This window comes from Bacillus cereus group sp. RP29, assembly GCF_040459765.1.
GTDB lineage: Bacteria > Bacillota > Bacilli > Bacillales > Bacillaceae_G > Bacillus_A > Bacillus_A paranthracis.
In genome coordinates this window covers 2836055-2862686 of record NZ_JARVHN010000001.1, presented here as the reverse complement: position 1 = coordinate 2862686, position 26632 = coordinate 2836055, and the positions used below count along the sequence as shown (strand labels likewise).

The following is a 26632-nucleotide window of genomic DNA, read 5'->3' as shown; positions in this document are numbered from 1 at the left end:
ATGCTACAATTACAAAACATTTCAGTTGATTATGTAACACCGCACGTTGTAAAGATTTCATTAAATCGTGAAAGACAAGCAAACTCATTATCTTTAGCGTTATTAGAAGAGTTACAAAACATATTAACTCAAATAAATGAAGAGGCAAATACTCGTGTAGTTATTTTAACAGGTGCTGGTGAAAAAGCGTTTTGTGCTGGTGCTGATTTAAAAGAACGTGCTGACATGAATGAAGAACAAGTTCGTCATGCTGTTAGTATGATTCGTACTACTATGGAAATGGTTGAACAATTACCACAGCCAGTTATTGCTGCTATAAATGGAATCGCACTTGGTGGTGGTACGGAATTATGTTTAGCTTGTGATTTTAGAATTGCGGCTGAATCTGCAAGTCTTGGTCTTACTGAAACTACACTTGCAATTATACCAGGAGCAGGTGGTACGCAGCGTTTGCCAAGATTAATTGGTGTTGGTAGAGCGAAAGAATTAATTTATACAGGTAGACGTATTTCAGCACAAGAAGCGAAAGAATATGGTCTAGTAGAATTTGTTGTACCACCTCATTTACTTGAAGAGAAAGCGATTGAAATAGCAGAGAAAATTGCTAGTAATGGTCCGATTGCTGTTCGATTAGCGAAAGAAGCAATTTCAAACGGTATTCAAGTTGATTTACATACCGGATTACAAATGGAAAAACAAGCGTATGAAGGTGTAATCCATACGAAAGATAGATTAGAAGGATTACAGGCATTCAAGGAAAAACGCACACCAATGTATAAGGGGGAGTAAATATGTTAGACCAAAAACAACAATCGAATACATTTGAAGAACGAGTTGAAACGATTAAACAAGGCGGCGCACCAAAATATCATGAACAAAACAAAGCGAAAGGTAAACTATTCGTTCGAGCTCGCTTAGCTCTTTTATTTGATAATGGTGAATATGTAGAAGATGCATTATTTGCAAATTGTGAACAAACAGGATTACCTGCTGATGGTGTTATAACTGCAACGGGTAAAATACATGGTCGTACTGCATGCGTAATGGCAAATGATTCTACGGTAAAGGCTGGTTCATGGGGCGCACGTACAGTTGAAAAGATTTTACGTATTCAAGAAACGGCAGAAAAATTACGTGTTCCTTTATTTTATTTAGTTGACTCTGCTGGGGCGCGTATTACTGATCAAGTTGAAATGTTCCCAGGGCGCCGCGGGGCAGGAAGAATCTTCTATAATCAAGTGAAATTATCAGGTAAAGTCCCGCAAGTATGCTTATTATTTGGACCTTCTGCAGCTGGTGGTGCTTATATTCCAGCCTTTTGTGACGTTGTAATAATGGTAGAAGGAAATGCATCTATGTATTTAGGATCTCCTCGTATGGCTGAGATGGTTATCGGTGAGAAGGTAACTTTAGAAGAGATGGGCGGAGCTCGTATGCATTGCTCTGTATCAGGATGCGGAGATGTTTTATGTAAGACAGAAGAAGATGCAATTACACAAGCAAGACAATACATTTCATATTTTCCAAATAACTACTTAGAAAAGACTCCATTGGTTACACCTCAAGAACCGAAACAATTCGATAAAACGTTAGAAGAAATCATTCCAGAAAATCAAAATGCTCCTTTCAATATGAAAGATCTTATTAATAGAGTTATTGATGAAGGTTCTTTCTATGAAGTGAAAAAATTATTTGCTCAAGAACTCATTACAGGTTTAGCACGTATTGATGGTAAGCCAGTAGGTATTATTGCAAATCAACCGCGAATGAAAGGCGGCGTATTATTCCACGATTCAGCTGATAAAGCAGCGAAGTTTATTAATTTATGCGATGCATATCATATTCCGTTATTGTTCCTTGCAGATGTACCTGGATTTATGATTGGTACAAAAGTAGAACGTGCTGGTATTATTCGTCACGGTGCAAAAATGATTTCCGCAATGAGTGAAGCAACTGTACCGAAAATTTCTATCGTTGTTCGTAAAGCATATGGTGCTGGTTTATATGCGATGGCAGGTCCAGCCTTTGAGCCAGATTGCTGCCTAGCATTACCGACAGCTTCTATTGCGGTAATGGGTCCAGAAGCCGCGGTCAATGCTGTATATGCAAATAAGATTGCAGCTTTACCAGAAGAAGAGCGTGATAGCTTCATTGCTGAAAAACGCGAAGAGTATAAGAAGGATATTGATATTTACCATTTAGCATCAGAGATGGTCATTGATGGTATTGTTCATCCAAACAATTTAAGAGAAGAGTTAAAAGGACGATTCGAAATGTATATGAGCAAATATCAAGTATTTACGGATCGTAAACATCCGGTTTATCCAGTTTAAAAGCCCTATTTAGGGCTTTCTTGCTCAAAAAGTCAAGGAGGGGAAAACATTGAAACAAGCAGTTTGGTTTCCAACAGAAGAGTATAAAGAAAAAACGCGTTTATATGGTTGGATGAAATCATTGGGCTATGAAGATTATGAAACGTTTTATAAAAAGTCAATCGAAGAAACAGCTTGGTTTTGGGGAGAAGCTGAGAAAGCAGTTGGCTATCAATGGATGAAACCTTATACAGAAGTGCTAGATTTAGAAAATGGTACGCCGTTTGCACAGTGGTATAATGGCGGAACATGTAATGTTGTAGAATCGGTTTTATCACGCTGGCTTGCAGACGATGAAACAAGAACACAACCAGCACTTCAGTATGAAGGGGAAAATGGAACTTCAAAATCATTTACATATGAAGAGCTTGATAGCTGGGTAAGTCGCGTTGCAAACGGTTTGAAACATGCGGGTATTGAAAATGGTGACCGTGTCACAATTTATATGCCGATGATTCCAGAAACAGTTGTTGCGATGCTAGCTGTAATGAAAATCGGAGCAATTATTTCACCAATATTCTCAGGATTTGCGTCTGATGCAGTCATGACACGCGTGCAAGCGGCAGGATCTAAAATGATTATTACTGCAGATGGTTTTTCACGCCGAGGTAAAGTTGTTTCATTAAAAGACGAAGTAGATAAGGCTTGTGAGCATTGTCCAACTGTTGAAAAAGTTGTTATCGTGCGTCATGCAGGAAATGATTTTACACCGCATAATTATGATTTCTCATGGAGTACGTTAGAAAAAGAAAAGCCATTTGTACATGCTGAAGAAATGCATAGTGATGATCCATTAATGCTCATTTATACATCAGGTACAACTGGAAAACCGAAAGGGACAGTACATACTCATGCTGGATTTCCCTTAAAGGCAGCTTTTGATGCGGGGTTCGGAATGAATATTAAACAAGGTGACCGCGTATTATGGGTAACAGATATGGGATGGATGATGGGACCATTTTTACTATTCGGTTCTCTTATTAATGGAGCAACGATGGTTATGTATGAAGGTGTTCCGGACTTCCCAGAGGCAGATCGTTTATGGGAGACAGTTGATAAATATAAAATTACACATCTCGGTATATCACCAACATTAATTCGTGCGTTAATGGCAAAAGGTGATGAGTATGTAAATAAACATTCGCTTAAGAGTTTAGAAGTATTCGCCTCAACAGGTGAGCCTTGGAATCCAGATCCTTGGATGTGGCTATTTGAAACGGTTGGAAAAAGTAATGTACCAATTTGTAACTATTCAGGCGGGACTGAAATTTCTGGTGGGATTTTCGGAAACGTCCTTATTAAACCAATTGCACCGATTAGCTTTAACGCTTCTTTACCAGGAATGGCAGCGGTTGTGCTCGATGATCAGGGCAATCCGATTCGTGATGAAGTTGGAGAATTATGTTTAGAGAAACCTTGGGTTGGTATGACGAAAAGTTTCTGGGAAGATGATGAGCGTTATGTGAACACATATTGGTCACGTTTTGAAAATAAGTGGGTTCATGGTGACTGGGTTGTTTATGATGGTGAACAATATATTATTACAGGACGCTCAGATGATACGCTAAACATTGCTGGAAAACGCATTGGACCTGCTGAATATGAATCTATTCTTGTGAAGCATAATGATGTCATAGAAGCTGCTGCGATTGGTGTACCAGATGATGTAAAAGGTGAAGTTTGTCATTGTTTTGTAGTATTAAGAGACAATGTAACATTCTCAGGTGAATTAAAGAAAGAATTAATGAGTTTAGTAAACTCTCATATTGGAAAAGCATTATGTCCAAAAGATATTCACATTGTAGAAGATTTACCGAAAACGCGTAATTCTAAAGTAATGCGACGTGTCATTAAAGCTGCTTATTTAGGGAAAGAATTAGGTGATTTATCGTCACTTGTGAATCCTGAGGTAGTTCCGTTTATTCAGGGGTTGCAGTCTAGTAAATTATAAAACTCGGAATGAGCTCTATTTAATTAGAGCTCATTTTTGTATTTACTAATATAAGTGAAGAGTAGAAGATAAAAAGAAGAGTGGAAATATTAAGGTAGAAAAGTGAGGAAACGGAAGATGGAAGTTAAACAATGAGACGGTTTATATATCTAACTTTTTAAGTATTTTGTATGTCTAAAATGACTAATATAAAGGGAATTCCACTTCTCTTAAAAATTTATAAATCTAATTAAGGTTGAGTTATGTTCGTTGTAATGCAACTAGCTAAAAACTTATCATTAAATGTAATTGAGCCTTCAACGGTGAATGGCATTTTAATTGTTAGGTTCTTACTCATATAATCAAATCCAATTTCCTGTTCACATTCGCCGCAATTGATCGAAGAAGATATTAGTGTGCCAGATAAAATATTGTAAACAATGGTTAAGCAAACTGGCTGAGTTAATCCTGGTAAAACACAAGGCATTGTATTTTAACCTCCTTTTCTATTAATAGGAAATGAAATGTAGGGGGTTCGATTTTGGGGAAGAGTTAATAAATTAGGTTAAAGTGTAGAAATAAAAAATATTGTACAACATGTTTTAAATTGTAAATTTAATATGGAAAAAAAGTTTAGGTTTTGTTTATTAATTTAGGAGGGTGAGAGAGGAAGTAGAAGTTATACTTCTATTTCCTCTGAAAAATTACTTGGACTAAGGTTGAGTTAAATTCGTTGTAACGCAACTTGCCTGGAATTTGTCATTGAATATAAGAGTACCTTCACCAGTAAATGGCACTCTAATAACTAGATTCTTACTAGTATAATCGAATTCCGTTTCTAGAGTACAACTTCCACAATCAACAGTAGAAGATATTAGTATACCCGATGAAACATTATAAACAAGCGTTAAACAAAGAGGCTGAGTTAAACCTGTAACAATACAAGACATTCTATTTACACCTCCTATGCTACTTATTAATAATAGTAAATGTAAATAGGATAACTTTTGAAACGGTAAATGCGGAAAAATTACAACAAATAGATAGAATATTTTTTGGTAATAGAAAGAAAGTTTTGAAGTAGATTTAAATAGTAATTTGATAGATCTTTCTAAAAAAATAGCTTTAACTCATATTTTCTATAGATACATACTGGCGTCAAATTATTGGAGGCCAGTTTAAAATTTTTAAATACAATTACTAAAGAGATTTTTTTGGGAATTGTACATAAATGAAGGGTTTAAATTAAAGGTAGAAACGGTAATGGATTAGTTTTTAATTAAAATAAAAAGATTTAGTACAAAAGTTTGTTTTTTCTTTTCTATGTTTTTGCCTCATACACTTTGAAGCTAGTGGACATACTATATTAATAGAAATGACTAGGGGGTGAGATTTTGGGATCTCGTTATAGTAATTCTAGAAAAAAGTGTTCATGTAAACAGTGTTCAGGCAAACAGGATGATTGTTGGGATGTTTTTGAAGAGTGTAAAAAAGAACATGAAGAGCAAAATAAGGCATGTGACTGTTGCTGTGTACAAGGAATTAGAGATGAGCTGAGAAAGTTAGTAAACAGATCAGTGCGTATTACAACAGGAACTAATAATTATGCAGGAACTGTTTCTTCAGTTACTTGTGATGTTGTAAAGCTTGCTAATAGTGCTGGCGTAGTTACAGTAATTATTTCAGTTTGTAAAATTGAAGCGATTGAACCATTGTTAACATAGGAAACATAGCATAATTAGGTTATGTTTTTTGTAAAGCCATTCTTATGAATGGCTTTATTTTCATTTCGTATAAAAGGAGAATATATTCTATATATAGAAATAAGTTTGAGGATATATAGAATGGTGTATGAAAGGAGAATGGAGTTGATTAAATTAGAATCCTTAAAAAGATCCGATTTCAAACAATTAATAAATTGGATTGATTCCGAAGAATTTTTAATACAATGGTCAGGAAATGCATTTACATATCCTTTAAATGATCAGCAATTAGAACAATATATAGAAAGTACAAATACACTTGCATTCAAAGTAATAGATGAAGAGAGCAAAGAAGTAATTGGTCATATTTCACTTGGACAAATAGACAATATAAATAAATCTGCAAGAATTGGAAAAGTACTAGTTGGTGATACGAAAATGCGAGGACGTTCTATAGGGAAACATATGATGAAAGCAGTACTTCATATTGCATTTGAAGAATTAAAACTACATAGAGTAACACTTGGTGTTTATGATTTTAATACGTCCGCCATTTCTTGTTATGAAAAAATAGGATTTGTAAAAGAAGGTTTATTAAGGGATTCAAAAAAAGTAGGGGAAACGTATTGGAATTTATGGGAAATGAGTATGTTAGAATATGAATGGAGAGCTAAAATATAATTGTTTTCTATAATTATGTTAATTAAAAGGGGATTGGGGGAAAATGATGAATAAAAAGACGAAAATCATTACAATTGCAGCTGTTTCAGGAGGAGGTAAAACTACTGTTACAGAAGGGTTAACTCATAAGTTAATGAATTCAAAAGCACTATATTTTGATAGCTACACCTTTGATAATTGTCCTGCAGATATTTGTAAATGGATTGATGATGGAGCAAATTATAATGAATGGGTACTCACACCATTAATTAAGGATATTCAGCATCTTATACGAGATAGTAATGTAGATTATATTATTTTAGATTATCCTTTTGCATACTTAAATAGTGAAATGCGACAATTCATTGATGTAACCATATTTATCGATACACCTTTAGATATTGCGATGGCTAGAAGAATTTTGCGAGATTTTAAAGAAGATGCAATGAGTGAAATACATAATGATTTAAAGCATTATATAACATATGCTAGAAAAGCCTATTTGGAGGCGCTTCATACTGTAAAGCCAAATTCAGATATTGTTTTGGATGGAGCTTTATCTATAGATGAAATAATTAATCAAATTGAAGAAGAACTTTATCGGAGAGAAGTGATCGTTCATGGTTAAATGTATAGAGGAATATGTACAAGTTGATGATTTTAAAATGTATTCAAAAGTATTTCAAGGAAAGAAGTTGTAGCCTGTTTCAGCGAATTTAATTGGGAGAGGACTATAGATTTAGAAAACGGCTTGCACTGTAAATGCAAGCCGTTTTTTATATATAAGAAGATTTCCTAGTTGAAATCCTCGGATTTTCTTTGACGTATATGTAAGAACATTAAAATTGTTATAATGAAGAAAATCAACAATGTTTGTATAATCAAATTTTTAAACTGAAGCAAAACTGCCCAAGATGTAACAGCATCTTTAAAAGCTTGGAGTGCAGAGTATGAAGAAGGATCAAAGCCGTACTGAAGTAACTTTTTTGTTTCAATAAAAGTGCTGTTTTCATTTTCGGCGTCTAATATTACTGAAATAAGCCTAGTATCTCCTCGTTTTGCTGTACTGACAAAACTATAATTACCATTAGTTGAAAAACTAGTTTGTAAGCCATCAACACCTTGGTGTTTAATGTTTTTATTAAGGGAATATATCATTTTATTGGTGTTGAAAACTTTCGTATCTTTGAAGGTGAACTGGTAAGAGGTTAGTTTTGTAACGTTCAGTACATCTGGAAAGTCTGTTACTAATTGTTTTGCTAGTTTAGCAACTTCAATTGCTGTTGTAGTTGAAAGTTTATTTGTATCGTTATTCATTCCAGTAGCGTTTAGAAACGGAGATGATTGTGATAACTTTAGGTGTTTTGCTTTTTCATTCATTAACTGTGTGAATTTATCTTCGTTTCCAGCGATGTGTTCTGCAAGGGCAAGTGCGGAACGATTATTTCCTGTCAATAACAGTGTATGAAGTAAATCACGAACCGTCGTTTTATCTTTCGAAGTTACTTGTATAGGACTCGTTTCTGCTCGGAAAACTTCGTTACTTATTTGTACTACTTCATCTAACTGTATAGTTCCTTCATTTAGTTGTTCCAGTGTGATATATTCAGTCATTAATTTAGATAAAGTAGCCGATTGTATAGGAGTTTCTTCATTTTTTGTATAAACAACTTCACCTGAATGAGCATCTATTAAAATAGCTGATTTAGCTTGAATAATTGGGCCATTTACATAAAGATAAAAATATAAAACGATAAGTGCAGTAATAACAAAAGATAATAATAAAATTGTGAATTTTTTTAAGAATTGCATAAGCGATCCTCCTATTATGACATCGATAATAATATTGTAAAAAGGAATGCTTAATTAGGAAGAAAGAAAAGGTAAAGAATTTCTAAAGAATTATAAAGGATTATTAAATTTTGGATGTTACTGGAAAATAAAAGGTCCAATTTCTTATATCGTAAGAAATTGGACCTAAAATTAAGCTGTATTAACATTTATATGGTTGTAGTTTTACAGTGAATGTTGTTTTTTTGTCATCACTATACACTTCAATTGTTCCTTTATGCAATTCGACAATACTCTTTGCAATTGCCAATCCGAGTCCAGATCCACCAGTGTTTGTAGAGCGCGATTTCTCAACGCGATAAAAACGTTCGAAAATATGAGGTAAATCGGTACTTGGAATAGGTTGGCCGTAATTGGTTATATCGATTGCAATCATATTATTACTTTCATAGGCAGTAATATCAATATAATCACCATCGTTACCGTAAGCGATAGCATTAATAATTAGATTTTCAAATACGCGTACTAATTTGTCTCCATCAGCTAATACCATTAACTTCTTTGATGGGAAAAAGGGGCGACAATCAATATTAGCCTCTTGAAGCTGTATTCGAAATTGAACGGTTAATTGTCCGAGAAGTTCTACAATATCAATAGGGACAGAATATAAACTTAATTCTTTATTTTGAACACGTGTATATTCAAACAAATCATTCATTAATGCATTAAGACGAGTTACTTTATCGTAAATGACTTGTATATAATGCCGTAATTCTACTTCATCTCTATAATTATCATGGTGGATTAAATTCACGTATCCAACTATAGAGGTAAGTGGAGTACGTAAATCATGCGATACATTTGTAATAAGTTCGCTTTTTGCTTGTTCTGCCTGTCTTTCTTCATCAATCGAGACTTTCAATTGTTCAACAATTTGATTAACCCCGCTTGCTAACTCTTCTAGATAATTATGGTTTACGATAGAAACTTTATGATTGAAGTTTCCATTTGCAATATAGCGAATCTCTTCTATCATTTTTTTTATACAAGTTTCATAGTAAAGCTTTCTTTCATGACGATAAAAAATGTATAGGTAGGATGAGAAAATAGAAAATAAAAATAAATAAGAGACAATCATCATCCATAGAGATTCTTTTATTCCTTTATATTTTTCATAACCAAAAATTCTAATGAATTCTTTACCAAGTTCGCTTAACGTAAGCGAACTCTCAATTACACTCGTAACGAGGCGATATATAATTAATTCAGTAATAGGAGTGAGTGTAATAGCTAATAAGAGCCAAAAAATAAGTTTCCATTTCGGGATATCTTTTAATATATCAAATGCTTCATTTCTCAATTTTATAGCCTACTCCCCAAACGGTATGAATAAATTTTTCTCCGTTCATTCCTGTTTCAAGCTTATCTCGTAAATTACTAATGTGGACCATTACAGTTTTATTTGAACCATAACCATCTTCATTCCAAACACGTTCAAATATTTCTTCAGAACTAAATACTCTTCCTGTATTACTCGCAAGTAAATATAAAATATCAAATTCAATAGATGTAAGCTTAATATATTCGCCATTTACTTTCACGGTATGATTATGTTTGTGTATTTCAGCAGAACGAATGCGAATCATACCATCTTCATTCTTTTGGGAAGTGGCATTTTGGAAAGATGATCGTCGTAGCAAAGCTTTCACTCTAGCTACTAATTCTAATGGATTAAATGGTTTAATCATATAATCATCAGCGCCTGTCATAAGTCCTAATATTTTATCCATATCTTCTGCTTTTGCACTCAGCATAAGAATAGGTACAGTATTATTTTCACGAACTTCTTGGCAAACTTCCAATCCATTTCGTTTTGGCATCATAATATCCAAAATCATAAGGTCAACTTCATATGTAGAAATCATTTGTAATGCTTCATCGCCATCATATGCTTTATAAATGTTATAGCCTTCATTTCGTAAATAAACAGCAAGTAATTCAACAATTTCTTTATCGTCATCAATAATTAATATATTTTTATTCATTATGTAGTTCCTTTCCTTACAAATCATTAACATTACTATAATATCAAACATTTATGTACTTGTAGCGATGATTCTGTATAAAATTTCATGTAACGTATTAAAAAAGGGATTACAACATTTATAACGAATACAAATAAAAAGGATATTTAAATACAACGTTATATTGAAAGTTAGGAAGAAGGGGACATACTACGATGTTATATAAGGATATATATTCATTTACTCCAACTGGAAAGATTGAAACTGATATAAAAGCTTTTCTATTAAAATACAATAAAGAAGTTACATATAAACATTCAATTCGAGTGGCAAATGAGTCTCGTAAAATTGCGGTTATGTATCATGTAAATGAAGAAAAGGCAACAATTGCGGGATATTTACATGATATTAGTGCAATTTTTCCAAATGAAGTACGGATTGTAGTTGCTGAAGAATTCGGAATAGAGATATTAGAAGAAGAACGAAAATTTCCAATGATTATTCATCAAAAACTTTCTAGAGTACTCGCAAAAGAGATATTTAAAGTGCATGATGAAGAGACTTTAAATGCAATTTGTTGCCATACGACACTGCGTAAACATGCAACGAAGATGGATTTAGTGTTATTTGTTGCTGATAAAATAGAATGGGATCAAAATGGGACACCACCATACTTAGTAGAAGTAAAAAAGGGGTTAGAAAAATCTTTAGAACATGCAGCTTTTGCATATATTTCATATTTGTGGGATAGAAAAGACACGTTGAAAGTTTTGCACCCTTGGCTAGAAGATGCGTATTGGCAGTTAAAAGAAATTGTAGAGTAGAAAGAATATAAAATACAGTTAAAAGAATATATGAATGAAATATTTACTGGGGTTACATTAGTACCATACATATAATAAACACTTATTTGAAGATATATTTTCAAAAGAAGATAAAGTGTTTTTAATAGCAAATGTTTATTGACTTAAAAAGGGAAATGTAAAAAATCCACACTTTTTTTTTGAAGATGAAGAAACTGACTTGTATTGTACATATCAATTTTCATTAAAATATTTCGCTGGTGATATAAAGTATAAACGACTTATTAAAGCGGCGAATCATGAAGATTTACCAGGTCTTTATCCCCGTTTAGGACGCAAAAAAAGAAATTTCTTATCCAGATGTATTTCTCATAAATGCAACAAAAGATATTATCATGTTTATGCATGATGATAGAGGAAGTGAAGTAATTTCGAAGAATAAAGAAACAATACGAAATTTATATGAGAAATATAAAGAGTGGATTCCAGATTATAAAAGAGAAAGCATAGATAAATTATTTAAATGACAGTGAGGGAAGTGAAGTTTGTAATGAAACGTATTGCAATCGTAGCCGCTTGGGAACCTGAACTTACGTATTTGCATCAATCTTATCCAAGTGAACGCATTGAAAAAAAAGCCGCTTGGGAATTTCATTTTCATACTATAAATGATCTGGAAATTATTTCAGTTATAACTGGTGTTGGGAAGGTAAGTTGTGCTAGTTGTGTACAATTATTAATTAGTGAGTTTCAGCCGGATGAGTTGTTTATGACAGGGATATGCGGGAGTTTATCAAATAAGGTGAAAAATGGTCATATTGTAGTGGCACTGAACGCAATACAACACGATGTCACTGCTGCTGGTTCGGGTGAAGATGTTTTTAACTTATATAATGGTAGAACAGCACCTATTGAAACAACAAAATCACTTGTAAGAAGAATAAAAAAAATACGATCGTATGATCCGATTCATTTCGGGACATTTTTATCTGGAGATCAACGTATCCGTAGTTCGGAAATGAGATATTTACTCCATACTGTATATGGGGCATTGGCAGTTGATCAAGAAGTGGCAGCTTTTGCTTATGTATGTCAAATCAATAAAAAACCTTTTTTATGTTTAAAAGCTGCTTCAGATCAAGCAAATGATAAAACGAAAGAGGAACAAAAAATCTTTAAAATGTTAGCATGTGAACGAGCGTGTGAGCATTTAATTGCTTTTTTACGTGTATATGAGATTAATGTAGTAAATCATAGATAGTAAGAGGGGTTAATATTGGAAAGTACAAATAAAATAGCTATTTTGGGTGCAAACGGAAAAGCTGGAAAAATTCTTGTAAATGAAGCGTTAGAAAAGGGATATCAAGTAAAAATATTAACGAGAAACTCTACAAATACAGAGAAAATAAATGAAAATATAGAGACTATTATTGGGGATGCACGTAACTTTTCAACGATACAAGACTTACTTCAAGGTTGTAGTGCTGTAATTAATGCAGTAGGTCAACCGAAAAATGAATCTTACATTTTTAGTACAGTAACGAAGCATATTTTAGAAGCGATGAAGGAGTCTAAAATAAAAAGATATATTCTAATTTCCGGAGGTTCTTTAAATGTTACGGGAGATCAGAAGGGAATTGTAAATAAAATAGGAGCTACTTTGTTTAAATTGTTTTTACCAAAAATGATGCAAGATAAATATAAAGAATTACAAATTATCCAAAATAGTGAGGTAGATTGGACAATTGTTAGATTACCATTTGTTATAGAGGGAAATGGTATTGGAAGTATAAAAGAGAGTTTAGTTGATATGCCAGGAATTAAAATACAAAATGGCGATATTGCACCGTTTGTTATAAAACAAATTAATAGTGATAGATATGTAGGGAAGTGTCCGTTCATTTCAAATTAAGCAGTAGAATTCAAAATTAAAGTATGATGTGACTAGTAGATCTTATGTATTTGAACGTTAAGTTTAACACGAGTAAGTGGGGGATAATTTTATATGATTCAATATAAAAGATGCAGTGAAATAAATATAGATTTAGTGTATGAAGCTTTTAGGGATGGGTTTTCAGATTATATTATTAAGATGGAAGTTTCAAAAGAAGATTTTATAAAAAGGTTTTTTGGAGCTGAAGGGAATTCGTTAGAACACTCGTTTCTTTCTTTAGACGGTGACAAGCCAGTTGGTGTAATACTTGGTGGGATAAAGGATTATGAAAATATAAAAACAATGCGCTGCGGTACATTAGCGGTTCATCCGAATTATCGTGGTGTTGGTGTGAGTCAAAAGTTATTTGAACTGCATAAAGAAGAGGCGCTTCAAAATGAGTGTAAGCAACTTTTTCTTGAAGTCATTGTAGGTAATGACCGAGCGATTCGTTTTTATAATAAATTAGGCTATGAAAAAGTGTACGATCTATCTTATTATAATTTAAAAGATATGACTAAAATAATACATAAAGAATGTAAAGGAATTGAAGTAAAACAATTAGAATTCCCTGCTTTTAAAGTTGAAATTCAGAAATGGTTACACTTCCATATAAATTGGCAAAATGATATGGACTATATTGAAAAAACAAATAATTCATTTTACGGCGCATATGTCAATAATGAGTTAAAAGGTGCTATATGTATAAATGAACAAGGTAAAATTAGTTTTATTTTTGTAGACAAAGAGTATAGAAATCGTAGTATTGGATCAAAATTATTACAAGTAGCAAGAGATGAGTTGAATTTAGAAAGTTTATCAATTGGATTTCCAAATAACAATTTACTAGAAGGGTTTTTAAAGAAAACTGGATTTGAAAAGAATTCTTTAGCACAATATGAAATGTATTTATTGATATAATAAGCGGGAGAATTTATTCTTTCGCTTTTTATTTTTGTACTATATTGATATTTTACTTTGTATAATATTCTTTTTTTATGTAGAATAGATAGGATGGGAGGGGATGAAATGAATAATGGATTAAAGTTTAAGATTTGTGAATTGCATTGTTTCGTTCAAAAGACTTATTCTGATATGAAAATAGCATGTGATATTGCTATTTATCAAGAAAACACTTCTAAATATTTAATTTCATTAGGTTTTTTAAATAAATCATACATGACTTATATAGAAACAAAAAGATTTTATCGTGAAAATGAAGAGCTTGTAAGTGTAGAATTTGATAATTTCTTTGATACATATGATATATTAGAACAGGAGTTAAAAAAAGTTATTTCAACTGAAGATAAGAATCCTTCATTGTTACATAGTAGATTTGATCAGTTTCAGCAGAAAGTTGAAAATATAAATGACCTAATAAAAGTAATGCAAAATGCTCGTTAATGAATGCTTTTTCTGTTTTATATAGAAATTATGCATTAAAAATATATTAGGGGTATTACATATTGAAGAGGTGACTTTTGTTGATTACAGAAGTCATCTTTTTACATTAGAAATAGATTGTATAAATTTTAGTAATTTCATATTTTAGGAAATCATAAGAGGGAAATAACATGAAAAATAAAAAAGAAATAGCTATAGTTGCATTAACAACAGGATTAGCTTTGACAAGCATAGTACCATACGAGAAAGGTTATGCGGAGGAAACGGATCAAATGCAAGTTGATATTCAAGAGGATTCGTTCCGTACAGGTGAACTTACAAAACCATCACAAAAAACGCCAGAGAACGTAGTGAAAGATGCACTTAAGGAAAAGACGGAACATGCTTTGTCTCCAAAACAAGTTAGTGGAGACAAAGGGGTAGATTACAAGGTTCTTCAAAAACGTGGTTCATATGATGGGACTACACTTGTTCGTATGCAACAAATATATGAAGGTAAAGAAGTATACGGACACCAATTGACTGCTCATGTAGATAAAAAGGGTATTATTAAAAGTGTTTCAGGGGAAAGTGCACAAAACTTAGAAAAAGAAGATTTAAAGAATCCTATTAATTTATCAAAAGAAGAAGCAAAACAATATATTTATACGAAGTACGGAAATGATATTCAATTTATTTCTGAGGCAGAAGTTAAGGAAGTTATTTTTGTTGATGAAAATCGTGGGCAAGCTACAAATGCATATCAAGTTACATTTGCAGCTGCCACACCAAACTATGTATCTGGAACTTATTTAGTGGATGCTCATAGTGGTGATATGTTGAAAAATATGGTGCAAGAGTCAGATTTAAAAGTAAATGAAGAGCGTGTTGAAGCTATTCAGGAGAGTAAAAAAAGTAATTTTAAATCATTAACCGGGACTGGAAAAGATGATTTAGGAATAACTCGTACATTCGGTATTTCTGAACAAAGTAACGGGAAATATGCGCTTGCTGATTATACAAGAGGGCAAGGAATTGAGACGTATGATGTAAATTATAGAGATATTACTTTTGAAGAAAAATATTATCCTGGTATATTAACAACTAGCACATCAACAACATTTAATGACCCAAAAGCGGTAAGTGCTCATTTCTTAGCGACAAACGTATATGATTTTTATAAAGACAAATATAAGCGTAATAGTTTTGATAATAAAGGGGAAAAAGTAGTTTCAGTTGTACATGCATGGGATTCTGGAGAAACAAGTGATCCTAAAAATTGGGGGAATGCATTTAGCGCTAATATTAACAATGTTAGTATGCTTATATATGGTGATCCAATGGTTAGATCGTTTGACATAGCGGGTCACGAATTTACACATGCGGTTACATCTAGTGAATCTAATCTTGAATTTTTTGGAGAATCTGGAGCAATTAACGAGGCGTTATCTGATATTATGGGAACGGCTATTGAGAAATATATAAATAATGGGGAATTTAATTGGACAATAGGAGAACAAAGTGGATCAGTTCTCCGTAATATGAAAAATCCATCTTCAGTCAAATTTTTTAATGGAGTACCGTATCCAGATGATTATAGCAAATACAGTGATTTAAACGGAGAGGATAATGAGGGCGTTCATTTCAACTCAAGTATTATTAATAAAGTCGCGTATTTAATTGCACAAGGTGGCACTCATAACGGTGTAACTGTAAATGGTATTGGTGAAGATAAAATGTTTGATATTTTCTATTATGCAAATACTGATGAATTGAACATGACTTCTAATTTCTCTGAATTAAGATTAGCGTGTCTTAAAGTTGCAACAAATAAATATGGGGCAAATTCCATTGAGGTTGAAACGGTCCAAAAAGCTTTTGATGCAGCAAAAATTAAAGGAACAGTGAAAGAAAACGAAAAAACTGAGGCAAACCAAGTCCCAGAGCTAACAGTACCGCCAACAATTACACTACGTGTCGGTGATAAGTTTGACCCAATGAGCAATATAAAAGCTATTGATAAAGAAGATGGTGATTTAACAAATCGAGTAGAACATAAAGGTGATGTAGACACTTCTAAACCAGGCAAATACATTGTGGATTACTCTGTCGTTGATTCTCAAGGTGGGAAAGCAACGGTAACACAGACCGTAATTGTAGAGAGGGATGGAGAAACATCAGATCTAAAACCTACATTAACAGTTCCTATTGCAACGACAATTACTGTAGGAGAATCATTCGATCCGATGGCAAAAGTAAAAGCTATTGATAAAGAAGACGGCGATCTTACTTCTAAAGTAAAAGTTGAGGGGGAAGTAGATACCTCTAAAGTCGGTACTTACATAGTAACGTATACAGTTACAAATTCTAAAGGCCATGAAGAAATTGCGAAACAAACTGTAACAGTCACAGGTAGAGAAGAAGTTAAGAATGACATACCAATACTAAAAGTACCTTCTACAACTACAATTACTAAGGGAGATGAATTCAATCCAATGGTAGGTGTATCAGCTACGGATAAAGAAGATGGTGATCTTACTTCTAAAGTAGTATATAAAGATATTGGAGATACCACTAAAGTTGGTACTTTTGAAATAATATATAGTGTCACAGATTCTGTAGGTAATAAGGTACATGCCATACAAAAAGTATTAGTGAAGGATACAGACGCTAGCAAAGCTAAAGGTAGTACTAATAACAGTAATAACGGTAATATCCAAAACAACAGTAATTCTGATAAAAAAGAATCTACATATAAAGAGCTTCCAAACACGGGGGGCAGTACAACTAATAGTACAACAATGGGCTTATGGATGGTTTTTGCAGGTATAGTGTTCACTTTAGTTCGCAAATTTAGAAAAATATAAAAGTAGATAGTACAGCCTATTCGTTTGAAGAAGGTGTAAGAGCTGCTGAAATTTGCTATGAATTTTTAAAGCAAGAGGGGCATATTCGGTGCGGTGTTCCTGATGCATTTTTCCGAGATGAGGCGTACCAAAAGATAGTTCAAATAGGTGGACCTGGCCCAAAAGATCACCCAGCAGCAAGTCATAAAATTGTCCATACCTATAAAACACTAACGAAAATGTTTGAAACTGCTGGATTTGAGGTAGTTTTACTTGAATATTGTGATGAAAATGGTCAGTTTTATTATAATGAATGGGATGCAAACGACGGTGTTATTTTCCGTTCGAAAAGGTATGATTCTAGAAATAAAGGTGATAAACTTGGTTTTCCATCGTTAATTGTTGATGCGATTAAGCGGTAAATCATTCAACAAAAACAGGAGTAATTCTATAAATTTATGAGTCGCAAATGCGGCTCTTTTTATTTGAGCGTAAGTCTATATTTTGGGAAGAAACGTGCATAAATGATATTTATTTTTCAAGATTATTTAAATTGATTTAGAAAAGATTAAAGTTTTTCTCATCACGTTTAACTTTTAATTACTACTTCGTTTATATAAAGATTTATTTTATATTTATATTCGTGTAAAATAAATTAAGAACATACATTCTATATAGGGGGCAATCAATATGATAGCTGAAATCGGGAAACTAACTAATGGATATATTGTAAAATTTGAACGTCATTTTTCATATTCGATAGAAGAAGTTTGGTCAGTTTTAACAGAAAATAGTAAGTTAAAAAAATGGATGTCCAATTTGCAGATTGAAAGCCTTAAAACAAATGGTGTAATAAAGTTCGACATGATGGATGGTTCATTTATAAATATTGATATTATAGAGTGTCAACAAAACTCAGTGCTTGAATTTACTTGGGATAAAGATCGGGTCCGATTTGAAATACATAAAGAGGATAATGGAACCCTTTTACTTCTCCAAGAATATATTCACGAATTAACTGATCATACACCGAAAGATATAGCTGGTTGGCATATTTGTTTAGATCTTTTTTCTGCCGTTCTAGAAGGAGAAGAAAAAGAATTTTCTAAAGATAAATGGCAACAATGGTTTGAAATATATAAAGATATAAGGTTCTTGAAGTAAGAGGGTAATAACGTTAAAAGTTATATTAATTATGTAATTATTATATTGTAAAAATAATTGTTAAGATTAAAAATGGTTGATGAGTGGTATTGTTGTTTGTTAATCTTTTTGTTTTATTGTCTGTTTTTTTGCATTTAACAGAAATATATACTTGAATGAAGTATATATTTCTGTTAAATTTATCCTATGGATAGAACGAGTTTAATTAAAGGGCATTTAGAAATGTGTGTATTATCTATTTTGTCAAAAAAGAAAAGTTATGGTTATGAGATTATGAAAGAGCTAGAAGTACACAATTTAAAATTGAAAGGAGTAGGAAGTATTTATCCAATTTTAACTAAGTTAAAAAATCAAGATTGGGTTAATACTTATCAAGAAGTAACAGACAGTGGTAAAGTTAGAATTTATTATGAAATTAATGAAAACGGTAAAATACGTCTTGAGAAGAAAATTAATGAGTGGTTAGAATTGCAATCGGATATTCAAACATTATTAAAAAGCGGTTTGAAAGGAGACCTTCTGAAATGAGGAATAGATTGATAGGTAAAGAAAAGCAATTTTTAACAGACGTACTAAAGGAATTAAAGCAATACGATATTAGTTTAGAAGAAAGGGAAAATATAAAGCGACAAATATTAGAACATATTCAAGAATGTCGTGAACATGGTGAAGACAGTATAGATGATTTAGGTACCCCCCAATTATTTGTTCAAGATTTTTTAGAAATAAATGAAATTGATTTACAAGTTAAAATGAAACAACTTCAAAATGAAAAAGGAAAATACAACACATTTGTCTTACGTGGCATATTCATCGCATTTATTACTTACCTCATCTCGCAAACTACATTTTCAATATTTTTAACTGAATCATTTAACCAAACTAATAGTAAAGCTATATTTGATTATAATATTTTATATCGTATATCAGAGAATCAATGGTGGAACTCATTATTAATAATGAGTAGTTTTACAATCTCTGTAGTAGTATTTATTAGTTTAGTAAATTATAAAAAAAGAAAGCTATCTAAAGTATAATGAAGAAAACTATCTATAAATTATTCCAAATATGTATTCTTTGTAATGTATTAGTATTATGTATCGTTCATCCAAAAGTGTATGCTCAGCAAAATATTAAAGCTACTTTAGATAAGTATATTGAAGAATTTATAAATGAACAGAATATTCCAGGAGCTTCTGTTGCAATTGTACATAATAAAGAAGTATTCTTCACAAAAACGATGGGGGTTACTGGAGAATCTGAAAAAAAGGTAACTAGTAAAACTCCATTTGCAATCGGCTCAATAAGTAAATCTTTAACAGCTTTAGCTATAGTGAAATTAATAGAAGATAAAAAAATAAAATTAGAAGATCCAGTTCAACGATATCTCCCTTGGTTTAAACTAAAAGATTCTCAAATATCCTCAACTATAACAATCCAACATCTACTAACTCATACAAGCGGAATCAACACATATGAAGGCTTAGCATTATCAGATAAGCAATCCAAAAGTTCTACAGCATTAAAAGAAAATGTAATGGAGCTTTTAAATGTAAAAGTAACTGCTCCACCAGGTGAAAAATATCAATATAGTAATGCAAATTATATTGTGTTAGGCGCACTTATTGAAGAAGTCACAAATGAAATATATTCATCATATATGGAAAAGTATATTTTTCAGCCGTTAAATATGAATGGTGCGGCAGCAAGTAAAGAAATTGCATATGAAAAAGGCTATTTAACAGGTTATCAGTCGTGGTTTGGCATACCAAGAAAAAGTGTAGTGTCCTATGATAATGCCGGGGCACCATATGGTTATATTACCGCGAATTTGGAAGATATGATTCAATTCATTATGTTTTTGAATCGCCAAGAAAATCCTCAATTTTTAAAGCAAGAAAACATGAATCTTTATCTTTCACCACTTTATCAAACAAATTCAGAAAAAAGTTATGGTTTTGGATTAAGAACAACAAATATAAATGAAAGCGAAACGATGATTTGGCATTCAGGATCAACGCCCGATGCTCGTGCAGAAATATTTACTTTAAATAAAAGTGGCTGGAGTGGTGTGATTTTAACAAATAAAAATCATGTATTAGAAGAAACCGCACTATCAGAATTGAAAAAGGGGATTATTAGTATTTTGAATGGAGAAGAACCGGTTGATATCCCTAAAAATATACCATTAACACAAATTATTATGTTGATAGTTACACTCATACTTTTCGTAATATCAATTATGTTAATTAAAAAGTATAAACATATGAAAACTGTAAAAAAGGTAATTTGGTTATCTATAGGGGGGCTATCGCTACTATTATCTATTACATTCATCCCACTACTTACTTATAGTACAAGTTCACCATGGCGGACGATTAAAATATTTGCGCCAGACGTAGCTTTAGTTACAAGTATTATTGTAACTTTATTAGCTGTGAACGGACTAATATCAATTCGTATAGCCTTAAGAAGGAAAAAAGTATAAGGGGAAATAATTAAAGAAATATAATTCAAGTGTTATAAAAAACGGTTGACTCTCACACAATGTCATTGTTTAAGATAAAATTGAGCTTCGAAGTAGATGTAATTTATAGGAGGAAATCATGTTTAAAATAGGAGACTTTTCAAAACTATCTTCCATTAGTATACGTATGTTGAGACACTACGATAAAGTGGAATTATTACAACCAGTAAAAGTCGATGAACAAAGTGGTTATCGATACTATGCAGCAGCACAGCTAAAGAAAGTAAATCAAATTCAAACATTAAAAGATATGGGATTTAATATTGCAACTATTAAAGAAATAATAGAATGCGATAATATAGATAGCATAAAAGAGCAATTTTTAAATCGTAGTGTTCAAATTAAAGAAGACATGTATAACCTCCAAAAACAATTACGTCTCCTCGAAGACTCAATGAAAACGATGAGAGAGGATGTTGTTGAGATGAATTATCATGTTTCAATAAAAGAAATTCCAGAAAGAACTGTAGCTAGTGTTAGAAAGATTATTCCATCGTATAATTGCGAAGGTGATTTATGGAGTATATTAATGCAAGAAATTCAAATGGAGAATATTAGTATTGACCATCCGAGTTATAGTATTGCGGTTTTCCATGATCGTGAATACAAAGAAAATGATGTAGATATAGAAATACAGCTAAGTATTCTAGGGAAGCACGAAAATACAAAAGACGTTACATTTAAAAATGTGGAATCAGCTAATGTAGCTTCTATAACAGTTAATGGAAGTTATGAACAGATGACAGCTGTAAATGAAGCTGCGGCAAAATGGATTGAGACAGAGGGTTACGAATTAGCAGGTCCAATGTTTAATATTTATCATGTGAGCCCAGCGATGGAATCGGATGCTAATAAATGGGTTACAGAAGTTTGTTATCCAGTTAAATGATTGTAAAGAAAAAAGGCATTATAATATGCCTTTTTTCTTTATAAACTTATCCGTAATTGCAATTAACCAATCATAGTTATCTTTCCTTCTATTATAGTTTTCGTATCGGACTATATAAAGCAATAAAGACTTCAATTAATTTAGTAAAAGCAGCTAAAGCAAATACAAAGACAGGATTATAAGCTGAAATAATACCTCCTACTAACGCTCCAAGTGGCATAGCTAATCGTGTAAGTACACGTGAAAACCCTAAAACTCTCCCTTGCATATTTGATGGAACTGTTTCCTGGCGAACGGTGGCTACAATTGTATTCCATGCAATATTGCAAGTCATTGCAATACCGAAAGCAATTCCGGGAGCAAGCCAATATCTACTCCAAAGCGCAAAAGTTAAACCAATTGCTCCAACAAATAGGAGTAATGGAATTAGAAGACCGCGTTGCAATCTCTTTTCTAAAGGAACTGCAATCAAGCTTCCTAAGAGCCCGCCTATTCCAATTAGTAAATAATTAAAACCACTTTGTTCCGGCGTAAGTTGCAATGTGGATAGTAAATAATACATGAACACACCTAAAACCGCACTTGCTCCAAAGTTTCCAATCATAGCTTGAAAAGATAAAGCTAAATTTAAACGGTCATTTTTGAGCCATTTACATCCATTAACCAAATCAGCTAGTACATTTTGAAGTGTATTTTTATCTTGGCATTTCTTGTTTACGGTTTTCATAGACGGTAATAATATCACAGCAATTAATGTTGCAATAAATGAAAGAACATTAATCCAAAGCATCTGAAAGCCGCCAATAAAAGAAATGAAAACCCCAGCTATCATTGGACCAAATAAACTAGCCAATTGATTAACCATTTGATAGAAAGAATTGGCCTTCGTTAAGGATGCTCCAGCAATTTGCGGAATGACTGTAACAGTTGTTACATCAAAAAGCATGGACATAACTGCTAACATAAAAGTAATTATGTATAAATGCCAGATTTGTAATAGATGTAATGAATGTAGTATTGGAACAAGACTTACTAAAATAATATTAGTAATATCCGCTACCAAAAGTAACTTTTTTCGATCATAACGATCAATTATTACACCAACTAAAGGGCCAAATAAAACGATTGGCAATACGTTAATAGCAAATAAAGAACTCATAATTACAGCTGAACCGGTTAATTGATAGGCAATCCAAGGTAACGCAAAAGTATATAGTGAATCCCCAATTCGTGAAATGAGTAAACCCAAAATAAAAATCTTGTATTCTTTAGTAAAAGTTGTCTTTACGGTAAGGCTACGTTCTTGCATAAGTTTCACACTGTTTATACCACCTTTATTATAGAGAAATTTGAAAATAATTCGTCCAATACTTGTCATATATAGAATTCTTTAATTTTTTGGTTAATCCTACTTTTTACATGTATTTTAAGGAGGAAATAAAAATGAAGAATGTAAAAGCAGTCTGTACTGTTTTAAATAGTATGTGTGGTTGGGGAGAGATGTAGATTACATACATAAATAAACCATAAAAATGTTATGTAAACTATTTGTGCATATGGAATATATTTTCCTTATAATTTGTATTTTATAATATATAATAGAAAGTAATTAAGGGCGGTTATTTGAAAGGAGTGATGTTTTATGAACAAACAGAAGAAAATCAAGCATGAGGTAAAAATAATTTGAGTATGCGTATCATACCTCTATCAACTACGTTCGCTCAAAGCTAGGAGCAGCACATGATAAATATTAAAATTGGAAAAAATCAATACCCATTAACATTGGCTGAGGAGCATAATTTTGATTGGTTAAAGGATGTAGAAGTGTTTACTGTGTTTGATCAGCAAGATTCAGGAAATATTAGCTTTGGTATTATTGAAAATGGAAAACGTTATTTTTTGAAGTATGCAGGTGCACGCAATTTAGAATACAAAGGCAAGATAGAGGACGCGATCCAACGATTAATGAAGGCAAAAGAAGTGTATGAACAAATTCAATATCCTTTACTAGTTCCATATATTAATCCTATTCAAATGCAAAACGGATTTTGTTTAAGGTTTCATTGGATTGATGGGGAATGCATGCACAATCATTGGGACTTTACACCGTTTGAAAAGCACCATGCACCAAGTTCGCCTTTTGTTAAGCTAAGACAATTATCAGTGACGGAGAGACTTAACATATTGACACAAATTTTTGAGTTTGCAGCCTATGTGGAGTCATTAGGATATGTCATGGTTGATTTTTATGACGGTAGTATTTTATATAATTTTGAGCAATCAAAACTTACGATCTGTGATATTGATTTCTTTCAAAAAAACCTGTATTCAATAAAGTTGGGGAGGATTTTTGGGGAGCAGGTCGTTTCAAAGCACCTGAAGAATATGAACTGCATGCACAAATTACAAGCGAAACGAATGTGTATGTGTTAGCCGGAATTGCTTTTGCTTTTATTGGCGAGAAAAATGATAAAAGCTATGAGAAATGGGAGAGCACACTAGAATTATATAATATATGTAAAAAAGCTCTACATAAAGAAAAAAATAAAAGATATCGCACTGTTCAAGCTTTTTATGAAGATTGGCTGGCATATATAGGGGAAATTGGTGGATCTTTTTCACAAAGAATCAATAGCATAAGCGTTAATAGAGGGGAAAATACAAAATGAACGAATTAGAGTACAAAAACTTTTATGATAAAGTAGGAAGAGTAAATGGTTGGGATTTTAGTAAAATAAAATGTGAAACTGTAGGAGATTCATGGGACTTTTACGGGGAAGTGAAAGAAAGATGTAAACTTTCAGACACCCTACTTGATGTTGGTACAGGTGGAGGAGAAAATGTACTTAATATAGCATCTTCAGCTAAACTGTTAATTGGAATTGATAATTCTAACGGCATGATTGAAACGGCACATTCCAATTTAAAAAAATCAGGTGTACAAAATGTTGAGTTTTTTCAAATGAATTCTGAAGCGTTAACGTTTCCGCCTGCCCATTTTGATATCGCTTCTAGTTGTCACGCACCGTTTATAGCATCTGAATTAGCAAAAGTAATGAAACAAGGTGCTTTTTTCTTAACACAACAAGTAAGCGAACATGATAAATTAAATCTGAAAGAAGTATTTGGCAGAGGACAATGCTTTGGTGAAAGAGACGGAACTTTAAAAGAAAAGTATATGAGGGAACTTATTAGTGCGGGATTTAAAATCATACAAGTACGTGAATATGATGTTACTGATCATTACAGTACGCCTGAGAATCTTATTTTCTTATTAAAACATACGCCTATTATTCCTAATTTTGGAGAAGAGGAAGAGGATTTTAATATTTTGCAAAAGTTCATTAAAGCTAATAGTTCTGAAAAAGGTATTCGTACGAATTCAAAAAGGTTTATGATTATTGCTGTAAAATCTTAATGTATTTTATTGTAAAAGCTGCTTTTCGTTTAAGGCAAGGCAGCTCTTTTTATATAGAAATAATGCAGGGGAAACTTGAAAAAATAAAATTAAGTAAAGTGTTAATCAAAAAAATGAAATATGGAGGATAATGGTGTTGAAATGTTACTGTACTAGCAATGAAAGAAGCTAACATATTCATACTAAAGTTGTAGCTTTTATATGAAAAATCCATCCTTCCGTTTGATTTTATCTATTTATAATTGTAATACAATACGAATAGATAGTATGAAATAGGGGGACGTAAAATGATTACACATATTTCTGATATAAAACTACAAACTGTTTCCATAGAAGGGGTAAAACAAGTTTATAGGGACGTATTATCTTTTCCAATAAAAAAAGAAACAGCATCATTTATTCAATTTGAAGTAACACCGTATACAACAATTAGCTTTCAAGAAGTATATGAACCAATTGCACCTGCACATTTTGCTTTTGAGATCCCATATTCAAAATTTCATGAAACAGCAAAATGGCTTGAAAAGTCTGGGTTACTCATTGTGAAATGGAAAGATGGAAATATAATTGGTGAGGAGAATAATCTATTCAATTTATACTTTAAAGACGGAGATGGAAATCTTCTCGAAATTATTGCACATAGTTATGTTAAAGAAGATGTATTAATACCGCATTCACCATTAAACGTTTTATATGTAAGGGAAATCGGTCTTCCCGTTAAAAGTGTACCTGTATTTACGGAATGGTTGAAATTAAATTTAAATTTGCAAACAATGGAAGATGGAGATATTTTTAACTTTGTTATAGGTGGCACTGCATACATTGTCGCAACTTGGTGGCAGCGACCATGGATTCCGATTGCGATGAAAGCTTTACCACCGAAAGTACATGTTTCTTTTGGAACACCAGATCAAGCATTTTTACAACGCATACAAAATAACTTGAAGAAAAATAGTGTTCCATATGAATGTAAACATAATGAAGTATCATTTATTCAGCAAGGATATTCATTTACTATCTTGCATACACCAAATCTCCATGCTGATATTCCAAGTAAATTAAACTTACCGCTTTCTATTTAATGATGGAAAGCGGTAAGTTTTTTGTATAGTCGTGAAGAAGGTTTTAGCTAGGGGTATAGTGAATGTAAAGAGAGGTATAAGATGTTATTCTAATTTATGTTAAGGGG

The 26632-nt window shown here is 32.3% G+C and carries 25 protein-coding genes and 4 pseudogenes; 24 read left to right on the top strand and 5 right to left on the bottom strand.

Features of this window, described 5'->3' with window-relative positions; all coding sequences use genetic code 11:
- The 3 genes from QCI47_RS15295 to QCI47_RS15285 are packed head-to-tail and all read left to right on the top strand — an operon-like array spanning position 1 to position 4323.
- Positions 1-789 (top strand): enoyl-CoA hydratase, encoded by a 789-nt coding sequence (locus QCI47_RS15295; RefSeq protein WP_098671552.1) that lies wholly within the window; start codon positions 1-3, stop codon positions 787-789.
- A 2-nt stretch (positions 790-791) separates the two neighbouring features.
- Positions 792-2333, top strand: a complete 1542-nt coding sequence (locus QCI47_RS15290) for an acyl-CoA carboxylase subunit beta (protein ID WP_309422717.1) — start codon at positions 792-794, stop codon at positions 2331-2333.
- A 49-nt stretch (positions 2334-2382) separates the two neighbouring features.
- A complete protein-coding gene (locus QCI47_RS15285) occupies positions 2383-4323 on the top strand; it encodes an AMP-binding protein (RefSeq protein ID WP_309422716.1) in 1941 nt (646 codons plus the stop codon).
- Positions 4324-4552: 229 nt separating this feature from the next.
- Here the strand turns inward: QCI47_RS15285 and QCI47_RS15280 are convergent, their stop codons facing one another.
- Positions 4553-4789 carry a hypothetical protein gene (locus QCI47_RS15280; protein ID WP_001112247.1) on the bottom strand — a complete coding sequence of 79 codons (237 nt, stop codon included), beginning with the start codon at positions 4787-4789 and terminating at the stop codon, positions 4553-4555.
- A 907-nt stretch (positions 4790-5696) separates the two neighbouring features.
- On the opposite strand from QCI47_RS15280, the gene exsK reads away from it, so the two are divergent.
- The 4 genes and pseudogenes from exsK to QCI47_RS15260 form a co-directional block, all read left to right on the top strand.
- Positions 5697-6026, top strand: coding sequence for an exosporium protein ExsK (gene exsK / locus QCI47_RS15275; protein ID WP_000535712.1), 330 nt, complete (start codon positions 5697-5699; stop codon positions 6024-6026).
- A 120-nt stretch (positions 6027-6146) separates the two neighbouring features.
- Positions 6147-6686 (top strand): GNAT family N-acetyltransferase, encoded by a 540-nt coding sequence (locus QCI47_RS15270; protein ID WP_002163646.1) that lies wholly within the window; start codon positions 6147-6149, stop codon positions 6684-6686.
- A gap of 46 nt (positions 6687-6732) precedes the next feature.
- Positions 6733-7293, top strand: coding sequence for a nucleoside/nucleotide kinase family protein (locus QCI47_RS15265; RefSeq protein ID WP_002163645.1), 561 nt, complete (start codon positions 6733-6735; stop codon positions 7291-7293).
- Positions 7286-7360: pseudogene (locus tag QCI47_RS15260) on the top strand (alpha/beta hydrolase); the annotation flags it as partial. The gene QCI47_RS15265 and the pseudogene QCI47_RS15260, both read left to right, overlap by 8 nt.
- A 100-nt stretch (positions 7361-7460) precedes the next feature.
- Here the strand turns inward: QCI47_RS15260 and QCI47_RS15255 are convergent.
- The 3 genes from QCI47_RS15255 to QCI47_RS15245 all read right to left on the bottom strand — a co-directional run bounded on the left by QCI47_RS15255 (position 7461) and on the right by QCI47_RS15245 (position 10501).
- Positions 7461-8477 (bottom strand): D-alanyl-D-alanine carboxypeptidase family protein, encoded by a 1017-nt coding sequence (locus QCI47_RS15255; RefSeq protein WP_076868860.1) that lies wholly within the window; start codon positions 8475-8477, stop codon positions 7461-7463.
- A 181-nt stretch (positions 8478-8658) separates the two neighbouring features.
- Positions 8659-9816, bottom strand: coding sequence for a sensor histidine kinase (locus QCI47_RS15250; RefSeq protein WP_001243301.1), 1158 nt, complete (start codon positions 9814-9816; stop codon positions 8659-8661).
- Entirely contained in the window at positions 9806-10501 is a 696-nt protein-coding gene (locus QCI47_RS15245) for a response regulator transcription factor (RefSeq protein ID WP_001038815.1), read from the bottom strand. Before QCI47_RS15245 ends, QCI47_RS15250 begins: the two co-directional genes overlap by 11 nt.
- A 194-nt stretch (positions 10502-10695) precedes the next feature.
- Here QCI47_RS15245 and yqeK point away from each other — a divergent pair, with 194 nt between their 5' ends.
- From yqeK to QCI47_RS15180, 13 genes and pseudogenes are all read left to right on the top strand, one after another.
- On the top strand, positions 10696-11304 hold the full coding sequence (gene yqeK / locus QCI47_RS15240; RefSeq protein ID WP_000965871.1) for a bis(5'-nucleosyl)-tetraphosphatase (symmetrical) YqeK: 609 nt from the start codon (positions 10696-10698) through the stop codon (positions 11302-11304).
- Positions 11305-11316: 12 nt separating this feature from the next.
- Positions 11317-11810 (top strand): annotated as a pseudogene (locus tag QCI47_RS15235) (DUF3885 domain-containing protein).
- On the top strand, positions 11807-12544 hold the full coding sequence (locus tag QCI47_RS15230; protein ID WP_000218296.1) for a phosphorylase family protein: 738 nt from the start codon (positions 11807-11809) through the stop codon (positions 12542-12544). The pseudogene QCI47_RS15235 and the gene QCI47_RS15230 overlap by 4 nt, the downstream one beginning before the upstream one ends.
- Positions 12545-12559: 15 nt before the next feature.
- The gene (locus QCI47_RS15225; RefSeq protein WP_000446321.1) at positions 12560-13195 is read left to right on the top strand and encodes an SDR family oxidoreductase; all 636 of its coding nucleotides are present in this window, start codon (positions 12560-12562) and stop codon (positions 13193-13195) included.
- Positions 13196-13288: 93 nt separating this feature from the next.
- On the top strand, positions 13289-14137 hold the full coding sequence (locus QCI47_RS15220; protein WP_309422715.1) for a GNAT family N-acetyltransferase: 849 nt from the start codon (positions 13289-13291) through the stop codon (positions 14135-14137).
- A 108-nt stretch (positions 14138-14245) separates the two neighbouring features.
- Positions 14246-14620: a hypothetical protein gene (locus QCI47_RS15215; protein ID WP_076874699.1), complete on the top strand. Its 375-nt coding sequence runs from the start codon at positions 14246-14248 to the stop codon at positions 14618-14620.
- Between the two features lie 170 nt (positions 14621-14790).
- Positions 14791-17466, top strand: coding sequence for a M4 family metallopeptidase (locus tag QCI47_RS15210; RefSeq protein WP_309422714.1), 2676 nt, complete (start codon positions 14791-14793; stop codon positions 17464-17466).
- A gap of 20 nt (positions 17467-17486) precedes the next feature.
- Positions 17487-17867, top strand: a pseudogene (locus tag QCI47_RS15205) (class I SAM-dependent methyltransferase); the annotation flags it as partial.
- Positions 17868-18135: 268 nt separating this feature from the next.
- Positions 18136-18617: pseudogene (locus QCI47_RS15200) on the top strand (SRPBCC family protein).
- A gap of 178 nt (positions 18618-18795) precedes the next feature.
- Positions 18796-19137: a PadR family transcriptional regulator gene (locus QCI47_RS15195; RefSeq protein WP_001997521.1), complete on the top strand. Its 342-nt coding sequence runs from the start codon at positions 18796-18798 to the stop codon at positions 19135-19137.
- Positions 19134-19646 carry a hypothetical protein gene (locus QCI47_RS15190; RefSeq protein WP_002080533.1) on the top strand — a complete coding sequence of 171 codons (513 nt, stop codon included), beginning with the start codon at positions 19134-19136 and terminating at the stop codon, positions 19644-19646. The genes QCI47_RS15195 and QCI47_RS15190 overlap by 4 nt, the downstream gene beginning before the upstream one ends.
- Positions 19646-21097, top strand: a complete 1452-nt coding sequence (locus QCI47_RS15185; protein ID WP_000751423.1) for a serine hydrolase domain-containing protein — start codon at positions 19646-19648, stop codon at positions 21095-21097. The genes QCI47_RS15190 and QCI47_RS15185 overlap by 1 nt, the downstream gene beginning before the upstream one ends.
- A gap of 118 nt (positions 21098-21215) precedes the next feature.
- On the top strand, positions 21216-22025 hold the full coding sequence (locus QCI47_RS15180) for a MerR family transcriptional regulator (RefSeq protein WP_000472643.1): 810 nt from the start codon (positions 21216-21218) through the stop codon (positions 22023-22025).
- Between the two features lie 91 nt (positions 22026-22116).
- Here the strand turns inward: QCI47_RS15180 and QCI47_RS15175 are convergent, their stop codons facing one another.
- Complete coding sequence (locus QCI47_RS15175) at positions 22117-23343, bottom strand: MFS transporter (protein WP_000772537.1); 1227 nt, start codon at positions 23341-23343, stop codon at positions 22117-22119.
- Between the two features lie 422 nt (positions 23344-23765).
- Between QCI47_RS15175 and QCI47_RS15170 the strand changes: the two genes are divergently transcribed.
- From QCI47_RS15170 to QCI47_RS15160, 4 genes are all read left to right on the top strand, one after another.
- Complete coding sequence (locus tag QCI47_RS15170; protein ID WP_376746379.1) at positions 23766-24458, top strand: serine/threonine protein kinase; 693 nt, start codon at positions 23766-23768, stop codon at positions 24456-24458.
- Positions 24452-24694: a hypothetical protein gene (locus tag QCI47_RS30300; RefSeq protein ID WP_226805551.1), complete on the top strand. Its 243-nt coding sequence runs from the start codon at positions 24452-24454 to the stop codon at positions 24692-24694. Before QCI47_RS15170 ends, QCI47_RS30300 begins: the two co-directional genes overlap by 7 nt.
- A complete protein-coding gene (locus tag QCI47_RS15165; protein WP_001003855.1) occupies positions 24691-25443 on the top strand; it encodes a class I SAM-dependent methyltransferase in 753 nt (250 codons plus the stop codon). The genes QCI47_RS30300 and QCI47_RS15165 overlap by 4 nt, the downstream gene beginning before the upstream one ends.
- A gap of 287 nt (positions 25444-25730) precedes the next feature.
- Positions 25731-26525: a VOC family protein gene (locus QCI47_RS15160; protein WP_000627955.1), complete on the top strand. Its 795-nt coding sequence runs from the start codon at positions 25731-25733 to the stop codon at positions 26523-26525.
- Positions 26526-26632 lie beyond the last annotated feature (107 nt).